We start from the raw sequence: 26,836 nt of genomic DNA on the forward strand, positions 1-26,836 counted from the left end.
CCGGTGTCCGGGACGGAACCGCCGCCCGCTGCAGCACCCGAGGAAATCCGCGCACAGATGTCACCTGCACAACGGGTGCTGACGCTGTGGCGCGGACGGGCCCTTGGCATGCTCGTCCTGCTCGGCTGCCTGATCTGGCACGGATTTCTGGTCGATGACCAGAGCCTGATCCAGCTGACGCAGCTGGACATCTACCAGCAGATCAGCCCGCGCGAAGCGACGTCGACCCTGCCCGTGATCGTGGCCGTCGACGAAAGGTCGATCGCCACAGAGGGGCAATGGCCGTGGCCCCGGACGAAGGTGGCGCAGCTGATACGCCGGATCGGTGAGTCCGGCGCGGCGTCCATCGGGCTGGACATCCTGTTTCTGGATCCGGACCGGCAGTCACCCGCGCGGGCGATCCCGGACGATCCGGACCTGCCGCAGGAAGTCCGCACCTTTCTGGAAGCCCTGCCCGATTACGATGCGACGCTGGCCGATGTGCTGGGCCGGACCTATTCCGTGCTGGCGCTGGCGGGCACGCGGCAGGGCGCAGGGTTGAACGGGATGCCGGCCCGTGCGCCCATCGGGTTCTCGGATCTCGCGGCGCTGGACCATCTGATCCGCTTTCCCGGTGTCGACCGCTCCATCGAGGAGATCGCGGTGGCGGCCTACGGTCGGGGGCTGGTGAATGCCGTCGAGGACCCGGATGCCATCATCCGCCGGATACCGGTCGTGGCCAGCGTGAACGGGCAGCCGGTCCCCGGTTTCGCTGCGGAACTGCTGCGGGTGGCGATGGATGCGGATATTCATGTCACCGGCGACGCGTCCGGCATTGCGTCTGTGCGGATCGGTGACTGGACGGTCCCGACGCTGAAGGACGGCAGCATCTATGTGCCATTCTCCCCGCCCTACGCCGACCGGTATGTCTCTGCGCATGATGTGCTGACGGGCGCCTCCGATGCCCTGGCGCGTCTGGAGGGCGCCATCGTCATGGTCGGCCTGACCGGTCAGGGTCTGGTCGATTTCCCGACCTCGCCGTTGCGGGACCGGATGCCGGGGGTCGAGGTTCACGCCCAGGCCATCGAAGCGATGGACGAATCGAACTTCATCTCCCGCCCGAACTGGGGGCCCATGCTGGAGCTGGGCCTGATCGTCGTGGTCGGCGCCTTCTTCATCTTCGCGGTGCCGCGGCTGCGTGCCCTTTACGGCGCACCGGCAGTCGCGGTGACGTTGCTGTTCGTGCTTGCGGTCGGACTGCTGATCTATGCCACCAGCCAGATCGTGATCTTCACCGTCGGGCCCGCGCTGTCCGGCGTGCTGGTCGGCATCGCCATGCTGCTGACGACCCTGCAGCTGGCCACCGCACAGCGCCGCGCGCTGGCGCGTACCCTGCAGCTTCAACGCGAGGAGCGCGCGCGCGTACAGGGTGAACTGGACGCCGCGCGCGACATCCAGTTCAACCTGCTGCCGCAACCCGAACCGGTGCATGACGACGACACGCGGTACTCGCTGGCGGCGATGCTGGAGCCGGCTCGGGATGTCGGCGGTGACCTCTACGATTTCTTCCTGATCGACGAGGACCGCCTGTTCGTGGCCGTCGGCGATGTTTCGGGCAAGGGCCTGCCCGCCAGCCTGTTCATGGCCATCTCGAAGGCGCTGTACAAATCCGCCGTGCTGCGCGGGATCGAGGCGATCGACGACATCACCATGGCGGCCAACAACGAGATCAGCCGCGAGAACCCGGACATGCTGTTCGTCACCCTGTTCGCCGGGATCATCGACCTGAACACCGGCGTCATGCGCTATTGCAACGCCGGGCATGAGCCGCCGCTGATCTTCGCCCCTGGCGACGACGCCGTGATGGCGCTGGAAGACGGTGGCGGACCGCCAATCTGCGTGATGGACGATTTCCCCTACATGGCCGCCGAAATGACGTTCGAACGCGGCCAGATGATGCTGATCACGACCGACGGCATCGCCGAAGCCATGAACGAGGCCGGGGAACTGTACGGCAATGATCGCCTCTACGATCTGCTGCGTGGACTGCCGGTCGATGCCGACGCCGGGACCATGCGTACCGCCATCTATGAGGACGTGAAGGGCCATGCGGGAGAAGCGCCGGCGTCCGACGACATCACCATTCTGGGGTTCCGCTGGTTCGGCCCGGCCTGATCACCGCCTGTTGAGAGACCGTGTGTGGTCCGCCAGCGCGAAAGGCGGCACATCGTCGGGAAACATGCCACCGAAAGATCGGAGATACGATGATCCGCAGATTCATCATGCCGCTGCTGTTCACGGCTCTGCTTGCAGGAGCCGCGACCGCGGAACCGGTGAGCCGGGAAGAGATGCACGAACGGATCATGGCGATCTTCCAGAGCCATTCCGGCAACCGGACGGAGGCGCTGAACTGGTTCGTCGAACGCGGAAACATCGACATCGCGCCGACCCTGATCGTGGCCCACCGGTTTGTCTTCGATGCGGACGACGAACTGGACGCTGCGCTGACCGCATTGACCGGACATGAAGCGTCGGGCTGGTTCGACTGGATGCTGTGGCAGGAAGCCAACCCGCAGGTACGACCGCACGACGACTATGTCCGGCTGCGGCGCATTCTGTTCGATTCGATTGATCCCCGCTTCGACGTCTTCTTCGATGGCGAGAAAGCCGAAGCGAAAAACATGCGCATCCGGCTGGAGGAAATCGTCTGGGGCGGCGTGCCCGCGCTGGACGGGATACCGTCGCTGGACAATCCGAAGCTGATCGCGGCCCGCGACGCCGACTATCTGAAGGATCAGGATCTGGTTTTCGGCGTCTCGATCAACGGTGACGCGCGTGCCTACCCGCTGCGGATCATGGGCTGGCACGAGATGTTCAACGATGTCGTCGGCGGCCAGCCGGTGGCACTGGCCTACTGCACGCTTTGCGGATCGGGCATCCTGTACGATACCGCCGTCGAAGGGCGTGAAGCACCGTTCGTCTTCGGCTCCTCGGGGCTGCTCTACCGCTCCAACAAGCTGATGTACGACCAGCAGACCAGAAGCCTGTGGAACCAGTTCACCGGGGAGCCGGTGACCGGCGAACTGGCGTTCAGCGGCATCCGGCTGAAGACACTGCCGGTCGCCGTCACAAGCTGGGTCGACTGGCGTGCCGCGAACCCGCAGACCCGCGTGCTGTCGCTGGATACCGGGTTCAGACGCGACTACGGCGCGGGCGTGGTCTATCGCGACTATTTTTCCAGCCCCGACCTGATGTTCCCCGCCCGGGTCCGGAACGACAGCCCCCTTCACCAGAAAGGCCGGGTGTTCGGCATTCGCCAGGCCGGCGTTGCCCGCGCCTGGCCGCTTGCCGCCTTCGAGGACGGCGAAGCGATCAACGATGCGATCGGAGAGACGTCCATCGTGCTGATCGGCGATACCCGCACCCGGACCGTCCGCGCCTATGAACGTGACGGGCTGGTGTTCCATCGGGAAGGTTCGCGCCTGCAGGCCGGGGACACCGAATGGCAGATGACCGAAGAGGCGCTTGTCGGACCGGGCGGCCGGAAGCTGCGCCGCGTCGCCGGACATGTCGCCTACTGGTTCGCGTGGGACGGCTATCTGGGCGATGCAGCCACGCTCTACCCGCAGCCGTCGCAGAACTGACGCGCTCTTCCGGTCCGGGGGCTGGCCTGTCAGAATGAGCCGGCTCAGGGGAGGGCCTCATATCATGCCGACAACACGCCAGATCGTTCTGAACAGCCGGCCCGACGGATGGGTCACACCGGACAATTTCCGTATCGCCGAGGCCGAGGTGCCGCCGCTCGACGAGGGCGATGTGCTGGTCCGGCACCTGTACATGTCGGTCGATCCCTACATGCGCGGCCTGATGAATGACGGCGGCGTCGCCTATGCCAGCGGCTTCCAGATCGATGCGCCGCTGTTCGGGCGGGTGATCGGCGTGGTCGACAGCAGCCGCAACCCGGACTTCAGCGAAGGCGACTGCGTCTATGGCATGCTGGACTGGGCTGAATGGTCGGTGGCCCGGGGCGGCGAAAGCCTGCGCAAGGTCGATCCCGATCTGGCACCCCTGTCGCATTATCTGGGAACGCTGGGGTTTCCGGGGCTGACGGCCTATGTCGGCATGATGCTGATCGGCAAGCCGAAGGACGGCGAGACCGTCTATGTGTCCGCCGCATCCGGTGCCGTCGGTCAGGTCGCCGGGCAACTTGCGCGGATTGCGGGGGCCCGGGTGATCGGCTCGGCGGGTTCGGACGAGAAGGTACGCTTCTTCACCAACGAATGCGGCTTCCACGACGGGTTCAACTACCGCACGGTGCCGTCGATTCCCGAGGCCCTTCGGCTGTTCTGCAGCGACGGCATTGACGTGAATTTCGAGAACGTCGGCGGGGCCAATCTGGATGCCGTGCTGGCGCATGCCAATCCGTTCGCCCGCTTTGCGATGTGCGGCATGATCAGCCAGTACAACCTGAAGGAACCCTATCACCTGAGGAACGTGAACGAGATCGTCTCCAAGCGGCTTCACGTGCAGGGTTTCGTCGTGCGCGACCACAGCCATCTGATCGAGTCGTTCATCGAAGAGACGGCCGAACACATCCGGTCGGGCCGCATGTCGGTCGCCGAGGACATCGTCAACGGCTTCGAGAACGCGCCCGACGCCTTCATCGGCATGCTGAAGGGCGAGAACCTCGGCAAACGGGTGGTGAAGATCGCCGACCTCTAGAACGTTCGACCGTTTCAATCGGATGCCGGAACGCTTTACGAGCCTCCGTTGCCGCAAAGCGGACACTCAGGGTCAGGTCGAACCTTCAGCGTGCGGAAACTGGCCGCCAGACCGTCGTAGATCAGCAGCCGGCCCGCGAGCCCCTCGCCGAGGCGCAGCAGTTCCTTGACCGCCTCGGTCGCCTGCAGGGTGCCCATGACTCCGACGATCGCGCCCAGCACGCCGTCCTGTGCGCAGGTCTGCTCCTCGGGCGGAATGTCCGGATAAAGGCAGCGGTAACAGGGCTTGTCCGCCTCGTAGCCGCGCCAGGTCGCAAGCTGTCCGTCGAAACGCAGGACCGCTGCCGAGACCAGCGGCTTCCGCGCCCGGAAACAGGCGTCATGCAGCGCGAAACGGGTCAGGAAATTGTCCGAACCGTCGCAGACCAGATCGTAGTCGCGGATCAGATCGGCGGCATTGTCCGCATCCAGACGGGTCCGATGGACATGCACCACCACCTCAGGATTGATATCGGCAACGGCGGCGCGCGCACTGTCGGTCTTGTGCAAACCGATGTCGCCGGTCCGGTGCAGCACCTGGCGTTGCAGGTTGGACAGGGCGACGGCGTCATCGTCGACGATACCGATGGTCCCGACACCTGCCGCCGCGAGATACATGATCAGGGGCGACCCCAGCCCGCCAGCCCCGATGCAGAGCACACTGGACTTCAGCAGTTTCTGCTGCCCCGCGCCGCCGACTTCCTTCAGCACGATGTGGCGGGCGTAGCGCTCGACCTGCGCGTCTTCCATCAGCCCGCCTTCAGATCGACTTCGCCAATGTCCTGATAGGCCTGCCGCAACGCATCGGACCAGCGATTGCGGATCTCGGCATAGTCAGCATCGGTCTCGTGAATGCGCCGCGCGGTGTAGATGCCCGGCGCGTCGCGCTTGCAGACCAGCAAGTCCAGCGGCAGGCCGACGGACATGTTCGAACGCAACGTGGAATCCATCGAGATCAGACAGACCTTCGCCGCCTCCTTCAGGGGCATGTCGAAATGCATGACACGGTCCAGGACCGGCTTGCCGTACTTGGTCTCCCCGATCTGGAAGAACGGCGTGTCCTCGGTCGCCTCGATGAAATTGCCCTCGGCGTAGATCTGGTAGAGCCGCAGCGTACGGCCCGCGATCTGGCCACCCAGCAGGAACGAGGCCTGGAAGCCGCCAGCACCCTGATCCAGCGACGGGCCGTCCACCTTGCGGACATCCCGGATCGCCTCACCGATCAGCCGCGCCACCGCAAACATCGACGGCGCGCCGAGGATGGTCTGCGTCTGATCCCATTCGGGATCTTCCATGCGTTCGTTGAGCAGCCCGACGATGGCCTGCGTCACGGCCAGATTGCCCGCCGACATCAGCGCCACGGTGCGATCGTCGGGATCGCCCCAGGTCTGCAGCTTGCGGAAGGTGGAAATGTGGTCGATGCCCGCGTTGGTGCGGGTGTCGGCCAGCATCACCAGTCCCTCGGATGTCAGGGTCCCCACGCAATAGGTCACAACGCGCCCTCGTCAGAGATTGAAGAATCGTGCCCTGACTAACGCAATTGGCGGATTTACGCCATCGCTTGTGATTGCGACTGGCTTTCCTCGGGCGGCGCGGAGTCCAGCAGGAAGTCGCGTTGTATCTGCGCGCCCACCTCGATGTTGCGGTCGACCACGCGGGTCAGGAACTCGTGCAGCCCATAGCCGAAGATCTCATCGACCGTGCCGTATTTCAGCTCACTCTGCAGCTTGCCCGCAATCCGCTGCGAGGGCAGCCGCCTGCCATAGTCCTGAGACAGCATGTCGAGATTGCGCATGATCTCGTCATAACAGCTGCGGATCGAACGCGGCATCTCGGGCCGCAGGATCAGCAGTTCGGCCACACGATTGGGCACGACGGCTTCGCCGAAAAGACGCCTGTAGTTCACATGTGCCGACACCGACTGCAACAGCGCCGTCCACTGATAATAGTCCGCGGCACCGCCGACGGGCGCACCTTCCGGCAGGATCAGGTGATACTTCACATCCAGGATGCGCGCGGTCGAATCCGCCCGCTCGATGAAGGTGCCAAGGCGCAGGAAGTTATAGAGGTCATCGCGGATCATCGTCCCGGCGATGGCGCCGCGGACAAGATGGGAACGCTGCTTGACCCAGTCGATGAACTCGACGCGGCCCTTCTTCTCCATCGTGTCGAAGCTCATGTCCCGGACGGTGAACCACGTCTCGTTGATCGCTTCCCAGAGTTCACGTGTGATCGTGTGACGCTGGGCGCGGGCATTCTCGCGCGCCGACTTCAGGCAGTTATAGATGCTGGACGGATTTTCGGGACCGAGCGCGATGAAGGCCAGCGCCTCGTCCTCGGTCACCTGCTTGTGGTTCTCCAGATAGAGCGGCTCGACACCGCCTGCGATCAGCACCGAGTGCCACTCGCGGGTGTTGTCGGTCTCCGCCGGCATCAATGCCATGCGGTCGGCCACTTCCAGAAGCCGCGCCAGATTTTCGGCGCGTTCGATGTATCGTGACGCCCAGAAGACGTCGTCCGCTGTTCTACTCAGCATGGCTCAGTCCTCCAGTACCCAGGTGTCTTTGGTGCCGCCGCCCTGACTGGAATTCACCACCAGGGAGCCTTCCTTCATTGCGACCCGCGTCAGGCCGCCGGGCACGATCGTGACCTTGTCGCTGCCGCTCAGGACATAGGGCCGAAGGTCGACATGGCGGGGTGCCACGCCTTCACCGACGAATGTCGGACAGGTCGAGAGCGCCAGCGTCGGCTGGGCGATGAAGCCCGATGGATCGGCCTCGATGCGCCTGAGATATTCCTCGCACTCGGCCTTGGTCGATTTCGGACCGACCAGCATGCCGTAGCCGCCCGAACCGTGAACCTCCTTCACGACGAGATCGGCGAGATTCTCGCGGATGTACTGCAGGTCGTCGGCTTTCCGGCCCATGTAGGTCGTGACGTTCTTCAGGATCGGTTCCTGGCCCAGATAGAAGCGGACCATTTCCGGCACGTAGACATAGATCGCCTTGTCGTCCGCCACGCCGTTTCCGATGGCGTTGGCGATGGCGACGTTGCCGGCCTTGTAGGCATCCACCAGTCCGCGCACGCCCAGCATCGACTCGGGGTTGAAGGCGGCGGGATCGAGGAATTCATCATCGATCCGGCGGTAGATCACATCGACGCGGCGGGGGCCACGGGTCGTCCGCATGTAGACGATGTCTTCCTCGACAAACAGGTCCGTGCCTTCGACCAGTTCGACGCCCATCTTGTCGGCGAGAAATGCATGCTCGAAATAGGCTGAATTGTAGCGGCCCGGCGTCAGGACGACGACGCGCGGTGCGCGGTCCTGGTTCGGCGAGACCGAGGCCAGACTCTCGCGCAGGGCGTCCGGATAATGATCGACGGGCTGGATGCGGTGCCGGCTGAACAGTTCGGGGAACAGGCGCATCTCCGCCTCGCGATTGCCGATCATGTAGGACACGCCGGACGGTGTCCTGACGTTGTCTTCCAGAACGACAAAATCCCCGTCGACGCAGACCATATCGACACCCGCGATGTGCGCGTGAACCCCGGCGGGCGGCACGACGCCGCGCATCTGCGGCAGGTATGCGTCATTGGCGGCGATGATTTCCTCCGGCACGATGCCGGCGGAGACGATCTCCTGCTTGCCATAGATATCGGCGAGGAAGGCATTGATGGCCCGCACGCGCTGTTCCATGCCGGCCGACATCTCGCGCCACTGGGTACCCGTCAGCACCCGCGGCACGATATCATAAGGGATCAGCCGCTCGGGATCGCCGCCTTCACCATACACGGCAAAGGTGATGCCCAGTCTCTTGAAGAGGAATTCCGCCTCACCGCGCTTTCGATTGAAGTCTTCCGGCGGCGTGTTCTGAAGCCAGTGTTGAAGATTTGCATAGGCAGGCCGGACGTTGTTTTCGTCGGCCCACATTTCATCGTAGATTTGTTTTTGATTTTTGGACATGTGCCTCCTGACGTCCCGAAATATTTGTCATCGTCGTGGAACAGATCAACCCCTGTCGCAGAGAAACATAGTCGCACCTGCAGACCCGGCGCGAGTCCTGATCGCAGCCATCACAGCTTCAGTTGCAGATAGGCGACGTCCAGCCAGCGATCGAACTTGAAACCGATCTGTCGCGCGCGGCCGAATTCGGTGAAGCCCGCGGCCCGGTGCAGCGCGACCGAGGCCCGGTTCGTGTCCGGGTCGCCGACCACGCCGATCACACTGCGGAAATCCTGGGCGCGCAACCGCGCCAGCAGTTCAGTCAGAAGCCGCCGTCCATGCCCCTGCCCGCCGCTGTCCGGCGCCATGTATATTGAATCCTCCGCCGTGAAACGGTAGGCGGGACGGGGCCGGTAGGCACCGGCGTAGGCGTAGCCCAGAACCCGTTCGTCCTGCGCCAGAACCAGATAGGGATAACCGCCCGAGACGATGGCCTCGAACCGGCCGGTCATCTCTGCAAGATCCGGTGCCTCCAGCTCGAAGGACGATGTGCCCGATCGAACCCAGTGACCGTAGATCCCGGTGATCTGGGTGAGATCAGACGGTCGCGCATCCCGAATGACCGCCGCCTGATCCATCATTTTCCCCTGACGATCCAGCGGGCATTGCGCTTCTCCAGAAAGGCGCTGACCCCTTCGCGTCCCTCATCGGAAAGCATGCAGTCGGCAAAGTGCCGTGCGGCCATATCGAGGGTGTCCGACAGGTCCGTATGCCGGCTGGTCAGGACGATGTCCTTGGTCGCCGCGTTGGCGGCGGGCGCGCTGCGGTCGATCTGGTCGAGAACCTCTTCCAGGCGGGTCTCCATGCCCACCGCATTGCCCTCGCAGTAATGCACCAGCCCCAGCTTGAGCGCTTCTTCCCCCTTGAAGCGCGCGCCCGTCAGCATCAGCCGCCTGGACTGGGTGATGCCCAGCCTTTCGGCCACGAAGGGCGCGATCTGGGCGGGTGGAATGCCCAGACTGGTCTCGGTCATGGAGAACCGCGTGTGCTGGTCGCAGATGGCGACATCGGAGACGCACACCAGCCCCAGTCCGCCGCCCATGGCCGCGCCCTCGACCAGCATGATCACGGTCTGCGGCAGAGTGTTCAGGCGGATCAGGAAATCGCCAAACGTCCGGTTGCTGGCGGCGATGGCCCGGGGATCGGCATCGGCCTGAAACCCCGCCTTGAACCCCTTGATGTCGCCACCGGCACAGAAGAAACCGCCCGCGCCGCGCATGATCAGGGTTCGGACGGAACGGTCCGGCGCGATGGCATCCAGCACCTCGATCAGTTCCTCGACCATCTCGCCGGACAGCGCATTCCGGCGCTCGGGATTGTTCAGTGTCACATACAGGTTCGGTCCGCGGCGATCCAGCAGCAGCATCCTGGGGTTCGGCAGATCGGTCATGAGGCCATCCTGAAATCGCCCAGGTCCGGCTCCGCCATCTCGTCGGCGAACCGCTCGAAATCCCAGGGCCACATGGCCGGATTGCCGTTCTTGTCCAGATACCATGACGAACAGCCGCTGACCCAGACGGTGCCGGTCATCGCGTCCTTGATGTCGGCATTGAAGCGATCCGTGGCTTCCCGGCTGGGCTCGATCTCGCGGGCGCGGCCTTCGGCGATCTGGTCGATCAGCTTCATGATGTAGGCAAACTGCATTTCCGAAATCATGATCAGCGAGAAATTGCCGATCGGGCTGTTCGGGCCGACGATGGTGAAGAAGTTCGGGAAGCCCGGCACGCCGATCGAGCGATAGGCGCGGTTCGCCTCGGCCCACTCGTCGTCCAGCGTGTGGCCGTCACGCCCGATCACCTGCATCGGACGCATGAACTTGTGCGCCTCGAACCCGGTCGCGCAGACCAGCATGTCCAGTTCGTGCAGACGGCCATCCGCCGTGCGGACGCCGTTGACCTCGATCCGTTCGATCCGGTCCGTGACCAGTTCGACGGTCGGCTTCTGCACCTGTTCATAGAACCGGTCCGACATGATCAGGCGCTTGCAGGCCGCCTGATAGTCCGGCGTCAGCTTCGCCCGCAGTTCCGGGTCCCTGACGGTCGCCAGGTTCTCCTCACAGGCCTTCTCGACCTTGGCGAGTTCCTCCTTGTCACCCACCACGGCACGCGCGAACGTGTTCTGGAACCGGTCGGCCAGATAGTCGTACAGGCTGTCCATCCGCGCCGGATCCTTTGCCAGCGCCTGCTTCTCCTGCTCGGGAATCTCGGGATTCTCGACCGGTACCACCCACTGCGGCGTACGCTGGAACAGCGACAGCTTCCCGACCTCGTCGGCCATCGCGGTCGTGATCTGGATCGCTGTCGACCCGGTGCCGATCAGGCCGACGCGCTTGCCGCGCCAGTCATGGCTGTGATCCCAGCGTGACGAATGGAACAACGGCCCTTCGAAATCGTCCAGCCCGTCGATGTCCGGCATGACCGGATCGCGCAGCACGCCGGTCGCGGTGATCACGATGTCGAACGTCTCGGTCTCGCCACCTTCCGTCGTCAGGTGCCAGACCGCTCCGTCGTATTCGCACCGGTCGATTCCGGTGTTGAAGCGGATGCGATCGCGGATGCCGTACTCGCGCGCGACCCCGTCGAGATATTCCCAGATCTCGCGCCCGCTGGAGAACCGGTGCGACCAGTTCGGGTTGGGCGCAAAGCGATAACGATAGACATGGCTGGGCACGTCGCAACTCAGGCCCGGATAGGTATTGTCGCGCCAGGTACCGCCCAGATCGCCCGCCTTCTCGAAGATCTCGACGTGTGGGAAACCGGCCTCCTCCAGCTTGATGGCCGCCAGCATGCCGGACATGCCTGCGCCAATGACGGCGAAGCGCAGGTCCGCGCCGGGTCGCGTCTGGGACTGTTCTGCAACGCTCATCTGATCCTCCCCGAACCGATGTGATCTCGAATATGGCTACTGATCAGTAGCATATGCAGCAACCGGCGCAAATCCGGCACCGGATCGCGATGCTTGAGCCCGGCTGCCGATCAGGGCACAGTTTCAGAAGCCATCCTGGGGAGGAACACATGTCCGATCGCTACGCCGAATTCGCCGAAACCTTCGAGATCGACTATCCGGCCGAGCGCGTCTTGCGCCTGACCATGAACAAGCCGGAACGGCTGAACGCGCTGGACAAGACCGGCCACAACCACATGACCTATGTCTGGAACGCCATCGACCAGGATCCCGACGTGTCGGTGGTGATCCTGACCGCGAAGGGACGGGCCTTCTCGGCGGGCGGCGATTTCAGCATGATCGGCGAGATGATCGAGGACTATCACGCCCGCGTCCGGTCGTGGAAGGAAGCCAAGGATCTGGTCTATAACATCATCAACTGCGGCAAGCCCGTCGTCTCTGCCATCAACGGGGTGGCCGTCGGTGCCGGACTGGTTGCCGGGCTGCTGGCTGATATCTCCATCGTCGCCAAATCGGCCAAGATCGTTGACGGCCACACCCGCCTCGGGGTCGCCGCGGGCGATCATGCGGTGATCAACTGGCCGCTGCTCTGCGGGATGGCCAAGGCGAAGTACCATCTGATGCTGTGCGAGCCCATGACCGGCGAGGAAGCCGAGCGCATGGGACTCGTCTCGCTGGCGGTCGACGATGACGCGCTGCAGGACAAGGCGCTGGAAGTCGCCACGCGGCTGGCCAACGGCGCACCGTCTGCGCTGCGCTTCACCAAATATGCACTGAACAACTGGTACCGGATGGCCGGCCCGTCGTTCGATGCCTCCGTGGCGCTGGAGATGCTGGGCTTCACCAGTCCGGAAGCGGCAGAAGGGCTGAAATCGCATCTGGAAAAGCGACAGCCCAACTTCGATCCGCGCAGCGACGCCTGAGGAGACATGGCATGAGAATCCGCAGCCTGCTGATGGCCGGTGTCGCCGCGCTTTCGCTCTCGACCGCGACGCTGGCGAAAGACACCGGACTGTTGTTCGTCTCCTCCGAGAAAGACAACGCCGTCTATGTACTGGACGGGTCCACCTATGCGGTCGTGAAGACCATCCCCACGGCGGCGCGCCCCCGCCACCTGCAGTTCGACCCCGCCCGGGAGCGCATCTTCGTGGCCTGCGGGCGGGGTAATGCGATCGATATCATCGATGTGGCGAGCCTGGCGCTGGTCGATCGCATCGACGGCATCGACGATCCGGAGCTGTTCGATTTCTCGAAGGACGGCAGGACGCTGTTCATTTCGCTGGAGGACGACTCGGCACTCGGCATCCTGGATCTGGATCAGCACTTCGCCGGACGCACCGGCGTACCGGATCTGGCAACGGCGGCCCCGGAGCCGGAAGAAGCAGATGCCGATGACGCGGACGAACGCGAGGAAGAAGACGAGGACGGAGACGGCGATGGACCGGATATCGCCGGGCTGACGACGATCGAGACCGGGAAGGAGCCGGAAGGCGTGCTGGCCGGTCCCGACGGAAACACCGTCTATGTCGCCTCGGAAGTCGCCAATATCGTGCACGTGATCGACGTGGCGGACCGGCAGATCCGCGCCAACGTCGTTGCGGGCAACCGTCCGCGGCGTTTCGCGCTGACGCCCGATGGCGGCCAGTTGTGGGTGACGAACGAACTGAATGCCTCGGCGACCGTGATCGACACGGCCACCAACAAGGTTCTGCGCACCATCACGTTTCCCGCCCCGACCGGACTGCGATCCGAGGACGTGACGCCGGTCGGTATCATCCTGTCGAAGGACGGCAAGACGGCTGTCGTGGCGCTCGGGCGGGCCAATCACATCGCCTTCGTCGATACCGGCACCGGTGAAATCGAGGATTACGTGCTGGTCGGAAAGCGCGCCTGGAACATGACGTTCAACCGCAGCGAAAGTCTGCTGTTCGTCGCCAACGGCCTGTCCGACGACATCACGATTGTCGATACGGCAAACAGGAAGGCCGTCAGATCGGTGCCGATCGGGCGTGTTCCGCACACGGTGCTGATTGATGACTGAGGCCGCCCGGCGGTCCTGGAACGTTCCAGCCTTTGATTGAAACGGCCAAACGCACAGGGTGTCACCCCGCTTCCGTGCGGGGGCAAAGGACGACCCGGCAAACGCGGCGCATGTCCGGTATTCAGGAAAGGCCCCGGATAAACCGGGGGTGACAGTCCGAGCGTCGGCGATTCAGTGAAAGAGGGGACGGTTCTAGGGCGGAAACAGTCTGAATGGAACCATTCAGACTGTTTTCAAGAATGGCAACTACCTGTGCCAGTTGCGTTATTTCGTTTTCATGGTGATTCCATGAAAACGAAAAACGCTCTAGAACTGGATGCGCGTTCCGACGAAGATGAGCGCATCCCGCGACTGGCTGTCGGTGGCGCTGATCTCTTCCTGATCCCAGAACTGCACGCCGCCGATCAGATCGACCGACGAATTCAGGTTCCAGACACCGCCGAATTCCAGCGCGTCTGAAGAGCCCAGCACGTTCTCCGAGCGGGACTGAAGCGAACGCATGTACTGCATGCCCACCAGCCAGCTTGACCCCTTGTAGCTGACGCCCAGCCGGTAGTCGCGGTATTCGGCCTGGTTGCGTCTGGCCTGCTCACGCGCGAAATCCGCGCCGACGCTGAAGCCGGAGTAGCCGACCCGTCCGCCGAACTGCCAGATGGCACCATCGGCATGCGCGCCCGGATCCAGCGACAGATCCTCGTTGAGCGACAGTCCGCGACCGACGCCGCTCGATCCGATACCCGAAAGGCCGACGCGGTCCGCGCCCCGGCCTGCGAAGTTGGTGAAGAACTCGAAATCCACGCCGTAGGCGCTGTCTCCGAACCCGAGTCCGATCTCGGGGATGTCGTCGCCGGTCGGGCCCGGCATCTGAACCGACATGTTCAGCCCGTTCGACCGGGGGGATACCGCAAGCATCTCGTCCAGCGTCAGTTCCGAGGTTTCCGGCGCGAGCCTGGTGACTTCGGCATTCTTGAAATTCAGCCGCAGTTCGGCATCCTCTGCCGCTGCCGTCGAAGCGGCTGCGATCAGTCCCAGACTGGCAATGAGGAAACGCAGTTTGATGATCATGGCCCCGGAAGAATTGCGTCAAAACCTTACCCGAAGGTTATTAGATGACGCGGAGGACACAGTTCAATCATCAAATCGGCTCCTCTCGCGGTTGTGCGCCCCGATGCGAAGGGATAAAACCGGGGTCGAATTCCGCTTTGAAAGGCTCCGTGCTTTGTCCAGTTTCCGCCATCGCCTCGCCGTCACACTGATCGCCTGCAGCGCGATTTTCGGACTCGGCGCGTGCAGCTCGCTGAATCCGTTTTCCGACGACGAGCCAAAAGCAGCGTCGAATCAACCGGTTGCACCCACGGAAGTCACGGCCGCCGGAAATGCGGCCACCGCCGGGTCGCCCGCGAACCCGTTCATGTGGCAGGCCGCCCTGGAAACGGTCGGCTTCATGCCGCTGCTGGAAGTGGATGACCGACGCGGCGTTATCGACACCGACTGGTACATCGCACCCGGTGCCCCGCTGGAAAGATTCCGGCTCGACGTGGCATTTTCGTCACGCGCATTGCGGGCGGAATCCATTGATATCAATGTCGAACGTCAGGAACTGAGGGAATCCGGCAACTGGTTCGACGTTCCCACCTCACCGTCGGTCAGCAGCAACATGATCGATTCCATTCTGGCGCGGGCGCTGGTCCTGAGACAGGAGTCCGGCGCGCTGTAGCGCCTGATCCCGGACCTGCCGCATCTGACCGGCAGGCTCGGCCCGCCAGCCGCCCCGTTTCCGACCGATACCGACTGATTCAGCCATGACCGACATGAACGAACGCTACAATCCCGCCGAGACCGAGGCCCGCTGGCAACAGGTCTGGGAGGAGCAGCAGTGCTTCCGCGCCGAGACCGATCCCTCGCGTGAGAAATACTACGTGCTGGAGATGTTTCCCTATCCGTCCGGCCGCATCCATATGGGCCATGTCCGCAACTACACGCTGGGCGATGTCGTCGCCCGCTACAAGCGCGCGCGGGGCTTCAACGTCCTGCACCCGATGGGCTGGGATGCGTTCGGGCTGCCGGCTGAAAACGCCGCGCGGGACAAGAAGGTCCATCCCGCCGACTGGACATATCAGAACATCGAGAACATGAAGGCGGAACTGAAGTCGATGGGGCTCAGTCTCGACTGGTCCAGAGAGTTCGCGACCTGCGACCCGGCCTACTACAAGCATCAGCAGAAGCTGTTTCTGGACATGCTGGAGAAGGATCTGGTGTACCGCCGGGAAAGCTGGGTGAACTGGGACCCGGTCGATCACACCGTGCTGGCGAACGAGCAGGTCATCGACGGCAAGGGCTGGCGGTCGGGCGCGACCGTCGAGAAGCGCAAGCTGACGCAGTGGTTCTTCCGCATCACCGCCTACGCAGAAGACCTGCTGGCCGAACTGTCCAGCCCCAGCATGGCGCGCTGGCCCGACCGGGTACGTGCGATGCAGACGCAGTGGATCGGCAAATCGACCGGTCTGCGGATGACCTTCGATTTCACCGGCGACGGTCCCGACGATGGTCTGACGATCTATACCACGCGTCCCGACACGATCTTCGGTGCCAGTTTCATGGCGGTTTCGGCGGAACATCCGCTGGCCCAGGATATCGCGGCGAAGAACCCCGATGCGGCGGCCTTCGTCGAGGAATGCCGACAGATGGGCACCTCGGAAGAGGAAATGGAACGTGCCGAGAAACGCGGGTTCGATACCGGCCTGAAGGTCGCCCACCCGTTCATCGAAGGGCGTGAACTGCCCGTCTATATCGCCAACTTCATCCTGATGGACTACGGCACCGGGGCGATCTTCGGCTGTCCCGCGCACGATCAGCGTGACCTGGATTTCGCCCGCAAGTACGATCTGCCGGTCGTGCCCGTCGTGTGTCCGGAAAGCGAGGATGCCGCCCGTTTCGAGATCGGCAACACGGCCTACACCGACGATGGCCGGATCGTGAATTCCGACTTCCTGGACGGCATGAGCATCGACGAAGCCAAGGCCGCCATCGCTGAACGAATGGAAGCCCGCGACAAGGGCGAGCGGACGGTGAATTTCCGCCTGCGCGACTGGGGTCTCAGCCGGCAGCGCTACTGGGGATGTCCGATCCCGGTCGTCCATTGCGCGAAGTGCGGTGTCGTGCCGGTGCCCGAGAGCGACCTGCCGGTCGCCCTGCCGATGGACGTCACCTTCGAGAAGCCCGGCAACGCGCTGGATCATCATCCGACCTGGAAGAACGCCGCCTGCCCGACCTGCGGGGCCGACGCCACCCGCGAAACCGATACGATGGACACCTTCGTGGATTCATCGTGGTACTTCGCCCGCTTCGCCAGCGCGGATGCCGAGGACGAACCCGTCCGGCAGGCGGACATGGCCTACTGGCTGCCGGTCGATCAGTATATCGGCGGCATCGAACACGCGATCCTGCATCTGCTCTATTCGCGCTTCTTCACCCGCGCCATGCGGGCAAGCGGGCACGGCGACCTGAACGAACCGTTTGCCGGCATGTTCACGCAGGGCATGGTCATCCACCGGACCTATCGCGCCGAGGACGGCGCCTGGCTGTACCCGAGCGAGGTCGAGAAAACCGACGACGGCGGGTTCCGCCAGATCGGAACCGGCGCAAAGGTGACCGAAGGCGGGCTGGAGAAGATGTCCAAGTCCAAGAACAACACCGTCGATCCCGGCGCGATCATCGACAAGTACGGGGCCGATACCGCCCGCTGGTTCATGCTCTCGGACAGTCCGCCCGACCGGGATCTGGAATGGTCCGACGAGGGCGCGAACGGCGCATGGCGGTTCCTGCAGCGTGTCTGGCGGCTGGTCCGCACCGTTGCCGGCGACAGCGCGGACGGCGCCGATACCGGACACGACCTGGTCCGCGCCGCGCACCGTGCCATCGACGGTTTCACCGGGGATCTGGAACGGTTCCATTTCAACCGTGGCGTGGCCCGTGTCCATGAACTGACCAACGCCGCCGAAAAAGCATCGGAAACGGACCGGGCCGAACGCCGGTTCGCCGTCGAGACCATCGTGCGCCTGATGGCACCGATGACACCGCATTTCGCCGAAGAGGCCTGGAAGACGCTGGGCGGTGACGGGCTGGCCGTCGATATCGCCTGGCCCGAGGCCGATCCCGCGCTGATCGTCGACGAAACGGTCGCCATCGCGGTTCAGGTGATGGGCAAGAAGCGTGCGATCCTGAATCTGGCGCGCGACATGAACAGCGCCGATGTCGAGGCGGCGGCGCTGGCCGAACCGAATGTACAGCGTGCCATGGACGGCAAGCCCCCGCGCAAGGTCGTCGTGGTACCGAACAGGATCGTCAATGTCGTGGTCTGATCGCAGATATCTGCTGGGCGGGCTGGTGCTGGCCGGTCTGCTGGCTCTGGGTGCCTGCGGGTTCGAGCCTGTCTACAAGCCGGGCGGAGACCTGCAGCAGAAACTGGCGGACGTCTACGTCGATCCGCTCGATTCGCGCGTCGGGCAGGCCACGCGGGACGCGATACTGAACGCCATCGCCGCCCCCGACCGGAACCCGGATGCGAAATACCGCCTGACCCTGATCGTCGAGGAAACCCGCGAGAACGTCGGCATCCAGTCCGACGAAACCGCCTCGCGGATCAATGTCGGACTCAATACCGTCTGGAAGCTCGCCCGGGTGGATGTCGAGGGCACCCTGCTCGGTTCCGGTTCGGTGCGCAGGGTCGTGCCACTGAATGTCGTCGACGATGATTTTGCGTCCCTGATCGCAACGCGCGACGCCGAGAAGCTGGTCGGCCGCCTGACCGGCGAGGCCGTCCGGCAGCGCGTGCTGCTGCTGCTGCGCCGGGACTGAGGCGGGGGCCGGGCGCATGGAGCCGAAGCCCTGGCATGTTGAAGCCTATCTCTCGAAACCCGATCCGGCGCACAGGATCTTCGTCATCTTCGGACCCGATACGGGGCTGGTCCGCGAACGTGCGGACCGGCTGGCACGCCATCATCTGGGCAGGGATTTCGATCCGTTCCAGCTGGTCCGCCTGAATGCGGAGGCCCTGTCGGACGACCCCGCGCGGCTGTCCGATGAAGTCAATCAGATATCGATGTTCGGGGGCGACCGCGTGATCCGTGTGACCGAGGCCAGCCAGGCGGTCGTGACGCGCGCGGGCACCGCCCTGTTCGAGGGACCGCCACCGGCATCGGTCGTGATCTTCGAGGCGAACGACCTGAAGCCCGCCAATGCCCTCAGAAAGCTGGCAGCGAAATCACCGATGGCGGCGGTGCTGGTCTGTTACCCCGATGGCGATCAGGATCTGGATCGGCTGGCCGGGGACGCCCTGCGCGAGGCGGGCCTGAGCATCGAACCCGATGCGCGCGCCGCCATCGTCGACCGGCTGGGCCCCGACCGGCAGTCGAACCGGCAGATGCTCGACACGCTGATCACCTACCGGCTGGGGCAGTCGGGCCCGATCACACTGGCCGATGTCGAGGCCGTCATGGGCGATCAGTCGGAGGTCGGCTTCGATGCCATCGCCTTCGCGACCTTCGAAGGCAAGACGGCTCAGGCGCTGTCGCTGTTCGACAAGAGCGTGGCCGAGAAGACCGATCCGGAGATGATCATGTCGTCGCTGTTCCGGCATCTCGACCGCTTCGACACGGTGATCGGGTTCGAGCAGTCCGGCAAGGGCCTGGAGATCGGCATGAAGACCGCGCGGCTGGGACCGAAGGACCGTCAGGCCTCGTTCCGGCGTCAACTGGCGCAGTGGCCGCTGGGCAAGCTGGCCACCGCGCGCAAGCTGGCGCTGGACGCCCAGATCGAGATGCGGTCGAGTGGCTCGGACTCCGGCCTGATCTGCCGCAACCTGCTGCTGCGGCTGGGGAATGCGGCGAACGCCCGCCCGGCGCGGCGCTGAACCCTCGGCTTCAGTCCGATTTACCCTGTCTGTGGAAAATGAAGCCCAACAGGTTCATCAGTAGCTGCGCCGCCAGAAAGGCAGTTGTGCCGTCGCGGTCGTAATCGGGGGCCACTTCAACCAGATCGATGCCCACGACCTCGCCGCGCGCCGTCAGGCCCTGCAGGAACTCCAGTATCTCGTAGTACAGAAATCCCCCATGGCTGGGCGTGCCCGTTCCCGGCGCAATCGAGGGATCGAAACCGTCGATATCGATGGTGAGATAATAGCGCGCGCCATCGGGCACCCGCGCCAGCACGCCTTCCGGCCCCAGCTTGCGGAACTGGCGCACCGACAGGATATCCGATCCAGCAGCCCGCGCGGCCTCATAGTCGCTTCGGTTGGACGATGACACGTTCCGGATACCAAGCTGGCTGAAACCGGTGACATGCGACATCTCTGACGCGCGACGCAGCGGGTTGCCATGCCCGTAGCGGACACCGTGGCGTTCATCGACAAAATCCAGATGCGCATCGATATGGACGATATGCACCGGTACCTGATCGTCGAACGCCCGGATGCAGGGAATATGGACCGAATGATCGCCCCCGATCACGACCGGCAGCGCGCCCGCCTTCAGGATCTTGCGCACACCCCATTCAATGTTGTCGTGGCTTTTGGCGGTATCGGTGTGGATGATGTCCGCATCGCCGATATCCACCAGCCGCACCTTGTCCGCCGGCAGATAGGTCACATCGTCTTCATGATCGTACGCCCCGCCATGTCCGAAACTGAACAGCGTGGATGCCTCGCGGACGGCACGCGGACCGAAGCGCGCGCCCGCGCGATACTGCGTGCCCATGTCGAAAGGCGCGCCGAAGATGGCCGCGTCCGCGTCGATGGCGTCCCAGTCGAGGCAGACGGGCTGCTTGCCGAAGGTGCAATGCCCGACGAAAGGCAGATTCAATCGTCCGCTGTCATAGCTGTTGCCGGTCATCCGGGACGCTCCTTCTGGACTGTCATGTGCATCATGGTTGGTCTGTTCATCCTGATCGCGCAAGCCCCAAAGGCGTTCGCACAGGAACGCGTCGACGTCGCCATCGTGCTGGCGGTCGATACCTCGGCCAGCGTCGATTCGCGGGAGTACCAGCTTCAGATGCAGGGCATCGCGGATTCGCTGAACGATCCCGAGATCATCGCCACCATTCAGCGCGGCCCCAACGCGGCCATCGCGATTTCCCTGCTGCAATGGTCCAGCATCGACGAGCAGGCCGTCACACTCGACTGGATGGTCCTGCGCACCGGCACGGATACGGCCATTGCCGCGCGGGCCATTCGCCGGACGCCACGGCTGTTCGGGTTTCGCGGCACGGCGATCGCGGATGCCATCGACTATGCGAACCGGCATCTCGAAAGACTGCCCTTTCGGGCGGACCGGCGCGTCATTGACGTGTCCGGAGACGGCAAGAACATGCACCCGCCGCTGCTGCTGCACGCCAAGCGGCGCGCCGAGGCGGCAGGCATCGTGATCAACGGGCTGCCGATCATCAGCACCGATCCGAATATCCACCACTACTACGCGGACCATGTGATTGCCGGTCCGGGCAGCTTCATCGAGATCGCCAACAGCTACGATGATTTCGGCGTGGCGATGAAACGCAAACTACTGCGTGAAATTCGGGGGATACCAATGGTATCCATGGCTGAAGACTGATGCGGAGGACACCATGCAGGTCCAGTTGACCAACCAGGAACAGGCGCTTCGGAACAAGGCCCGGGAGTTGGCCGAGGACGTTATCGCACCGCGTGCCGCCGAGATCGACCGTTCCGAACAGTATCCCTGGGACAATGTGAAGGCGCTGAACGACGCCGGCCTGATGGGCATGACGATCCCGAAGGATCTGGGCGGTCAGGGCCGGTCGTTTCTGGACGCCGTGCTGGTGATCGAGGAGATGGCAAAGGTCTGTGGCGTCACGGGACGGATCGCCGTCGAATCCAATATGGGCGCGATCTCCGCCGTGCTGACCTACGGCACCGATGCCCAGCGGAAGATGGCCGCGGATTTCGTGCTGGATGGCGACAAGCCCGCGATCTGCATCACCGAACCGAATGCCGGATCGGCCGCCACCGAAATGATCACCAGCGCGCGCAAGCATGGCGACAGGTGGGTCCTGAACGGCAAGAAGCACTGGATCACCGGCGGCGGCGTCTCCCGCCTGCATCTGATCTTTGCCCGCGCCTTCGACGAACAGGGCGAGGAACTGGGAATCGGCGGTTTCATGGCGGTCCGCGACGAGGACGCGGGTCTGCGCATCGGCAAGCGCGAGCCGACCATGGGCCTGCGCGGCATCCCGGAAGCCGAGGTGATTTTCGAGGATCTGGAACTGGCCGAAGACCGTCTGCTGATGCCCCCTTCGGGCCTGAAGCGCGGCTTCGCGGACCTGATGAACGCCTACAACAGCCAGCGGGTCGGTGCCGGCACCATGGCGCTGGGTATCGCTGCCGGCGCGCTGGAACACGCCCGCCAGTACGCACTGGAGCGGGTTCAGTTCGGCCGCCCCATTGCCGAGTTCCAGGGCCTGCAGTGGATGCTGGCCGACATGGCGATCCAGGTCGACGCGGCGCGTCTGATGCTGCAGGGCGCGGCCCGATCGCGTGGTGTCAATGACAGCCCGTTCCCCGATCCCTACTCGGCGGCACAGGCCAAGATCTTCGCCTCGGAAATGGCGATCAAGGTCACCAACGATGCGCTGCAGATCTTCGGTGCCAAGGGCTATTCCCGCGACACGCCGATGGAACGCATGGTGCGCGACGCGCGCATGTTCACCATCGGCGGCGGCACCGCGCAGGTCCTGCGCACCACGGTCGCCTCGCATCTGCTGGAAATGAAACTGCCGCAGACCCGCGACGGCTACATCGGCCGCAACAGCCCCCCGCCCGCCGTGGCTGCGGAATAGCCGCGCCTTTTCCGTCCCCGGGCTTGACCCGGGGACCTCCCACGCAAAATCAAAAGTCGAAAGGCTGCGTCACTGAAAGGCCTGATGGACATCCGCAGGATGAAGGATAAGGGGGATCTCGGCACGTCTGAAGGCGAAAAATCCGCGCCTTTTCCATCCCCGGGCTTGACCCGGGGACCCCCACGCCGATAGCAGATGCCATCTTGCCGAAGCCGAAAGCAGGTTCACCCGATGACCGATGCCCTTGATCTCGCCCGCGACCTGATCCGCTGTCCGTCCGTGACGCCCGAGGAGGGCGGTGCGCTGGACTGTCTGGAGGCCGCGCTGAAACCGCTGGGCTTTGCCTGCCACCGGCTGACCTTCTCGGACGAGAACACGCCCGACGTGCAGAACCTCTACGCGCGCCATGGCACGGAAGGTCCGGTCTTCTGCTTTGCCGGCCACACCGACGTCGTGCCGGTCGGCGACGCAAACGCCTGGCGGTTCGATCCGTTCGGTGCCGAGATCGCCGACGGCTATCTGTACGGGCGCGGCGCGGTCGACATGAAGACCGCCATCGCCTGCATGGTCGAGGCCAGCGAGCGGGTGATCGGCGATGGCATTCAGGGCTCCATCGCCTTCCTGATCACCGGCGACGAGGAAGGCCCGGCGATCAACGGCACGACGAAGGTGCTGGACTGGATGGCCGAGAACGGCGAGACCATCGACGCCTGCATCGTCGGCGAGCCAACCAATCCGGTCTCGCTGGGCGAGATGGCCAAGATCGGACGGCGCGGTTCGTTCTCGGGGCATCTGGTGGTGACCGGCACGCAGGGCCATGTCGCCTACCCGCATCTGGCAGACAATCCGGTGCCGCGTCTGGTGAAGATGCTGGATGGCATCGCGGCCATCGATCTGGACGACGGCAATGATCATTTCCAGCCGTCGAATCTGGAGATCACCACCGTCGATGTGGCCAACACGGCATCCAACGTGATCCCGGCCAGCGGCGAGGCGCGCTTCAACGTGCGCTACAACACGCTGCAGGATGCCGCCGGACTGGAAGCAAAAATCCGTGCGGTCTGCGAGGCCGTGGGCGGGGACTACAGCCTGACATTTCGCAATTCCGGCGATCCGTTCCTGACCGCGCCGGGCGACCTGACGGAGATGCTGTCCGACGCCATCACGCACGAACTGAAGGTCGAACCGGATCTGTCCACCACGGGCGGCACGTCGGACGCGCGCTTCATCAAGAACGCCTGCCCGGTGGTCGAATTCGGCCTGATCAGCCAGACCATGCACAAGGTCGACGAATGCTGCGAGGTCGCCAACATCGCGAAACTGACTGACATCTACGAACGCGTTCTGCGCAGCTTTTTCCGCGTCTGATGTGACGGACACATAGCCGCCATCCGATCACGGTGCTGGCCCGCCGACCCGATCCGCACCACCATGCGCGGATGGCGGGAGGAGACAACAGCGGCGCGGCGGCGCGGTCCGACAACGGCTATGGCTGGATCATGGTCGCGGTCGGATTCGGCCTGCAGGCGCTGGCCTTCGGCGGCATCGGCTCGGTCGGGGTCTTCCTGAAGCCGCTGGCCGCAGATTTCGGCTGGTCGCGGGGCGAGGTCTCGGCCGGCTATACGGCGGTGGCCCTGTCGGCGGCAGCCTTCGGCATCCTGTGGGGCTGGCTGTCGGACCGGCGCGGCGGGCGGCGCATCGCGCTGTTCGGCGTAATCATGATGGGCCTGTCCTATTTCGCACTCAGCCAGACCGGATCGCTCTGGTACTATTATCTGCTGCATTTCGCCTTCGGTGCGCTGGGCAACAGCGCCGTCAGCACACCCCTGTTCGCCGCCGTCGGTTTCTGGTTCACCCGCAATCAGGGCCTCGCCATCGGCCTGATGGCGGCGGGCGGCGCGTTCGGGCAGGCGGTCTTTCCCTACGCGGCGCGCCTGCTGATCGACGCCTATGACTGGCAGACTGCCTATGCGGCCATCGGCATCACATTCCTGGCGGTCGGCCTGCCGCTGGCCCTTCTGGTCCGGGATCCGCCATCGCGCAGCGTTGCGGGCGGCGCGGCGAACGCGGCACCCTCGACCGAACCGCCGCCGCCGGTCGCGGTGCGCACGACCCTGATCTTCCTCAGCGCCGCCGCCTTCTTCTGCTGCATCTGCATGTCGGTGCCGATCGTGCACGTGGTGGCGCTGGTCAGCGACCGGGGCATCGACCCGTCGCTGGCGGCCTCGGTGCTGTCGGTGCTGATGATCGCCGGGATCGGCGGCCGCATCATGGGCGGCAAGCTGTCGGACATGGTGGGCGCGGTCCCCGCCTGGATGATCGCCTCCGCCGGGCAGACCCTGCTGGTGCTGTTCTTCCCCTTCGCCGAAGGGCTGTGGATGGTCTATACGCTCGCCGCCGTTTTCGGGCTGTTCTATTCCGCCGACATGGCCACCATCCTGGTCGCCGGACGCATGCTGCTGCCCGCCCGGATCGCTGCGCAGGCGCTGGGCGTGATCGTCTTCTTCGGCTGGCTGGGCATGGGGACGGGCGCCTGGGCAGGCGGTTTCCTGTTCGACCTGACGGGCTCGTACTTCTGGTCCTATGCCACGGCGGCGGCGGGCGGCGTGGTGAACCTGCTGATCCTGAGCGTCTTCCTGACGAAACTGCGCGGCCGCCGCATCGACCTGCCCCGCTTCGACGAGGATCCCGGCGGGCTTGGCAGTCCCGGCCTGCTCAGACCGTGATCCGGACCGGCAGCGACCGGAAAGCGCGGATGTTGGCCGAATAGATCCGCTCGGGCGGGCCTTCGACTGAGATCCGCAGGCCGCGTTTCAGGATTTCCTCCCACAGGATACGCAACTGCAGTTCCGCCAGCCGGTCGCCGACACAGCGATGTATCCCCGCGCCAAAGGACAGATGCCGCCGCGCGTTCGGTCGGGCGATGTTGAAGCTGTCAGGATCTTCGAAAGCCTCTTCATCGAAGTTGCCCGAGATGTACCACATCACCACCTTGTCGCCCTTGCGGATGGTCTTGCCGCGAAACTCGATATCTTCCCGGGCCGTGCGCCGCATGTGCTGCAGCGGTGTCTGCCAGCGGATCGTTTCCGAGACCATGTTGCGCACCAGGTCCGGATCGGACCGCAGCAGCCTGTCCTGCTCGGGATAGTCGTGCAGCGCGTGCACGCCGCCGGTCATGGAGTTCCGGGTCGTGTCGTTGCCGCCGATGATCAGCACCATGACGGTGCCCATGAAGGTCTCGGCATCCATGTTCCGGGTGACGTCCGAATGCGCCAGCATGGAGATCAGGTCGAAGGACGGAGCCCTGGCGGCACGCTCGTCGAACAGCTCGCGGAACCGCGCGGCCATGTCGGCCAGCACGGCGCGGCGTTCGTCTTCCGATGTCACGGGCGCGTCGGGCGCGTTCACGTCGCAGATCCCGACATCGGACCAGTAGGTCAGCTTCTCGCGCTCGTCGAACGGAAAGCCGAACAGCGTCGCCAGCATCATCGTGGTCAGCGGGATGGACACGTGATCCACCCAGTTGATCGTCTCGCCGCGCGGCAGGCCGTCCAGCACGGCTTCGGTGCGCTGGCGGATCAGGTCGGTCATGTTGGCCAGGTTCGTCGGCGCGACGATGGGCGCCACCGTGCGCCGGTGCCCGGTGTGTTCCGGCCGGTCCATGCGGATCAGGTTCTTCCGCCTGGCGATATCGCCGTCATCCTGAATCTGGATGCCGCCCCATTCCGACGCCGACGAAAACACCGCGTCGTTCAGTTCGATCTCCATGATGTCGGCATGTTTCGTGATCGCCCAGTAGGGCCCGTGCAGGCTGGTTTCGAAGAAATGCACCGGCTCTTCCTGCCGCAACCGCCGGAACGGCACCTGCCACGCATCGGCGCGATAGAGCTCCGGATCGGAAACATCCACAAACCGCGCCCCGCCCCGCGCGTCAGCCTGCTCCGCCACGCCCATGCCCCTGCCCTCCCCGGTGTGAGACGCGCAGGGTATCAGCGAATAGTTGCCAGAGCAATCAATTGCCGAGAGCTCGGCGGGCGCCGGATACGAACGTGGTCAATCCTGTACGCTGCGGTTCCCTGTTCCTCAGCCGCCCCGCCATCATGCCCTGCATGGCCGACCCGAAGCACATCGTCACCGGCGCCGTCGACCTGTTCGACGCGGTGCTGAACCAGGCCGTCACCGTCAACGTCAACCAGACTTGGCCCCTGAAAGACACCGCCGAAGCCCACCGCGCCGTGGAAACGAGCCAGGCGACGGAGAGCGTGGTGCTGCTGCCTTGAGGGAGGTTGAACACAACACCCG

The 26,836-nt window shown here is 64.3% G+C and carries 24 protein-coding genes; 14 read left to right on the plus strand and 10 right to left on the minus strand.

Translation table 11 applies throughout. The annotated features are described in order from the left end of the window. Positions 1–57 precede the first annotated feature (57 nt). From ACN0X7_RS18055 to ACN0X7_RS18065, 3 genes are all read left to right on the plus strand, one after another. Complete coding sequence (locus ACN0X7_RS18055) at positions 58–2,154, plus strand: CHASE2 domain-containing protein (protein ID WP_417519865.1); 2,097 nt, start codon at positions 58–60, stop codon at positions 2,152–2,154. 89 nt (positions 2,155–2,243) lie between these two features. Next, positions 2,244–3,623: a DUF3179 domain-containing protein gene (locus ACN0X7_RS18060; RefSeq protein ID WP_417519866.1), complete on the plus strand. Its 1,380-nt coding sequence runs from the start codon at positions 2,244–2,246 to the stop codon at positions 3,621–3,623. 64 nt (positions 3,624–3,687) lie between these two features. Continuing rightward, complete coding sequence (locus ACN0X7_RS18065; protein WP_417519867.1) at positions 3,688–4,701, plus strand: NADP-dependent oxidoreductase; 1,014 nt, start codon at positions 3,688–3,690, stop codon at positions 4,699–4,701. Between the two features lie 35 nt (positions 4,702–4,736). On the opposite strand, the gene ACN0X7_RS18070 is transcribed toward ACN0X7_RS18065, so the two are convergent. The 7 genes from ACN0X7_RS18070 to ACN0X7_RS18100 form a co-directional block, all read right to left on the minus strand. Beyond that, on the minus strand, positions 4,737–5,489 hold the full coding sequence (locus tag ACN0X7_RS18070; protein ID WP_417519868.1) for a HesA/MoeB/ThiF family protein: 753 nt from the start codon (positions 5,487–5,489) through the stop codon (positions 4,737–4,739). Continuing rightward, a complete protein-coding gene (locus ACN0X7_RS18075; protein ID WP_417519869.1) occupies positions 5,489–6,232 on the minus strand; it encodes a peptidase in 744 nt (247 codons plus the stop codon). The genes ACN0X7_RS18070 and ACN0X7_RS18075 overlap by 1 nt, the downstream gene beginning before the upstream one ends. A 56-nt stretch (positions 6,233–6,288) precedes the next feature. After that, positions 6,289–7,275 (minus strand): alpha-E domain-containing protein, encoded by a 987-nt coding sequence (locus ACN0X7_RS18080; protein WP_417519870.1) that lies wholly within the window; start codon positions 7,273–7,275, stop codon positions 6,289–6,291. Between the two features lie 3 nt (positions 7,276–7,278). Then, positions 7,279–8,703: a circularly permuted type 2 ATP-grasp protein gene (locus ACN0X7_RS18085; protein WP_417519871.1), complete on the minus strand. Its 1,425-nt coding sequence runs from the start codon at positions 8,701–8,703 to the stop codon at positions 7,279–7,281. Positions 8,704–8,813: 110 nt separating this feature from the next. Next, positions 8,814–9,320, minus strand: coding sequence for a GNAT family N-acetyltransferase (locus ACN0X7_RS18090; RefSeq protein ID WP_417519872.1), 507 nt, complete (start codon positions 9,318–9,320; stop codon positions 8,814–8,816). Beyond that, on the minus strand, positions 9,320–10,132 hold the full coding sequence (locus tag ACN0X7_RS18095) for an enoyl-CoA hydratase/isomerase family protein (RefSeq protein WP_417519873.1): 813 nt from the start codon (positions 10,130–10,132) through the stop codon (positions 9,320–9,322). The genes ACN0X7_RS18090 and ACN0X7_RS18095 overlap by 1 nt, the downstream gene beginning before the upstream one ends. Then, the gene (locus tag ACN0X7_RS18100) at positions 10,129–11,607 is read right to left on the minus strand and encodes a flavin-containing monooxygenase (protein WP_417519874.1); all 1,479 of its coding nucleotides are present in this window, start codon (positions 11,605–11,607) and stop codon (positions 10,129–10,131) included. The genes ACN0X7_RS18095 and ACN0X7_RS18100 overlap by 4 nt, the downstream gene beginning before the upstream one ends. 149 nt (positions 11,608–11,756) lie before the next feature. Between ACN0X7_RS18100 and ACN0X7_RS18105 the strand changes: the two genes are divergently transcribed. Together ACN0X7_RS18105 and ACN0X7_RS18110 are read left to right on the plus strand one after the other, a co-directional pair. Then, positions 11,757–12,569 (plus strand): enoyl-CoA hydratase/isomerase family protein, encoded by an 813-nt coding sequence (locus ACN0X7_RS18105; RefSeq protein ID WP_417519875.1) that lies wholly within the window; start codon positions 11,757–11,759, stop codon positions 12,567–12,569. An 11-nt stretch (positions 12,570–12,580) separates the two neighbouring features. Continuing rightward, the gene (locus ACN0X7_RS18110) at positions 12,581–13,687 is read left to right on the plus strand and encodes a beta-propeller fold lactonase family protein (RefSeq protein ID WP_417519876.1); all 1,107 of its coding nucleotides are present in this window, start codon (positions 12,581–12,583) and stop codon (positions 13,685–13,687) included. Between the two features lie 306 nt (positions 13,688–13,993). Here ACN0X7_RS18110 and ACN0X7_RS18115 read toward each other — a convergent pair whose 3' ends face one another. Beyond that, positions 13,994–14,752, minus strand: coding sequence for a porin (locus ACN0X7_RS18115; protein ID WP_417519877.1), 759 nt, complete (start codon positions 14,750–14,752; stop codon positions 13,994–13,996). Here ACN0X7_RS18115 and ACN0X7_RS18120 point away from each other — a divergent pair. The 4 genes from ACN0X7_RS18120 to holA all read left to right on the plus strand — a co-directional run bounded on the left by ACN0X7_RS18120 (position 14,745) and on the right by holA (position 19,598). Continuing rightward, positions 14,745–15,404, plus strand: a complete 660-nt coding sequence (locus tag ACN0X7_RS18120) for a DUF3576 domain-containing protein (protein ID WP_417519878.1) — start codon at positions 14,745–14,747, stop codon at positions 15,402–15,404. The genes ACN0X7_RS18115 and ACN0X7_RS18120 overlap by 8 nt on opposite strands. 85 nt (positions 15,405–15,489) lie before the next feature. Further along, a complete protein-coding gene (gene leuS / locus ACN0X7_RS18125; protein ID WP_417519879.1) occupies positions 15,490–18,048 on the plus strand; it encodes a leucine--tRNA ligase in 2,559 nt (852 codons plus the stop codon). Next, complete coding sequence (locus ACN0X7_RS18130) at positions 18,035–18,544, plus strand: hypothetical protein (RefSeq protein WP_417519880.1); 510 nt, start codon at positions 18,035–18,037, stop codon at positions 18,542–18,544. Before leuS ends, ACN0X7_RS18130 begins: the two co-directional genes overlap by 14 nt. Positions 18,545–18,560: 16 nt before the next feature. Further along, complete coding sequence (gene holA / locus ACN0X7_RS18135; protein ID WP_417519881.1) at positions 18,561–19,598, plus strand: DNA polymerase III subunit delta; 1,038 nt, start codon at positions 18,561–18,563, stop codon at positions 19,596–19,598. 10 nt (positions 19,599–19,608) lie between these two features. Here holA and speB read toward each other — a convergent pair whose 3' ends face one another. Further along, complete coding sequence (speB, locus tag ACN0X7_RS18140; RefSeq protein ID WP_417519882.1) at positions 19,609–20,574, minus strand: agmatinase; 966 nt, start codon at positions 20,572–20,574, stop codon at positions 19,609–19,611. A 33-nt stretch (positions 20,575–20,607) separates the two neighbouring features. On the opposite strand from speB, the gene ACN0X7_RS18145 reads away from it, so the two are divergent. The 4 genes from ACN0X7_RS18145 to ACN0X7_RS18160 all read left to right on the plus strand — a co-directional run bounded on the left by ACN0X7_RS18145 (position 20,608) and on the right by ACN0X7_RS18160 (position 25,260). Then, positions 20,608–21,291, plus strand: a complete 684-nt coding sequence (locus ACN0X7_RS18145; RefSeq protein WP_417519883.1) for a DUF1194 domain-containing protein — start codon at positions 20,608–20,610, stop codon at positions 21,289–21,291. 13 nt (positions 21,292–21,304) lie between these two features. Beyond that, the gene (gene acdA / locus ACN0X7_RS18150) at positions 21,305–22,534 is read left to right on the plus strand and encodes a 3-sulfinopropanoyl-CoA desulfinase (protein WP_417519884.1); all 1,230 of its coding nucleotides are present in this window, start codon (positions 21,305–21,307) and stop codon (positions 22,532–22,534) included. Positions 22,535–22,765: 231 nt separating this feature from the next. Then, positions 22,766–23,902 carry a succinyl-diaminopimelate desuccinylase gene (gene dapE / locus ACN0X7_RS18155; RefSeq protein ID WP_417519885.1) on the plus strand — a complete coding sequence of 379 codons (1,137 nt, stop codon included), beginning with the start codon at positions 22,766–22,768 and terminating at the stop codon, positions 23,900–23,902. 71 nt (positions 23,903–23,973) lie between these two features. Further along, on the plus strand, positions 23,974–25,260 hold the full coding sequence (locus ACN0X7_RS18160) for an MFS transporter (protein WP_417519886.1): 1,287 nt from the start codon (positions 23,974–23,976) through the stop codon (positions 25,258–25,260). On the opposite strand, the gene ACN0X7_RS18165 is transcribed toward ACN0X7_RS18160, so the two are convergent. Then, positions 25,250–26,488 carry a cytochrome P450 gene (locus tag ACN0X7_RS18165; RefSeq protein ID WP_417519887.1) on the minus strand — a complete coding sequence of 413 codons (1,239 nt, stop codon included), beginning with the start codon at positions 26,486–26,488 and terminating at the stop codon, positions 25,250–25,252. The genes ACN0X7_RS18160 and ACN0X7_RS18165 overlap by 11 nt on opposite strands. Before the next feature lie 155 nt (positions 26,489–26,643). On the opposite strand from ACN0X7_RS18165, the gene ACN0X7_RS18170 reads away from it, so the two are divergent. Further along, on the plus strand, positions 26,644–26,814 hold the full coding sequence (locus ACN0X7_RS18170; protein WP_417519888.1) for a hypothetical protein: 171 nt from the start codon (positions 26,644–26,646) through the stop codon (positions 26,812–26,814). The last annotated feature ends 22 nt before the right edge of the window (positions 26,815–26,836 follow it).

This window comes from Minwuia sp. (genome assembly GCF_048263705.1).
Lineage (GTDB): Bacteria > Pseudomonadota > Alphaproteobacteria > Minwuiales > Minwuiaceae > Minwuia.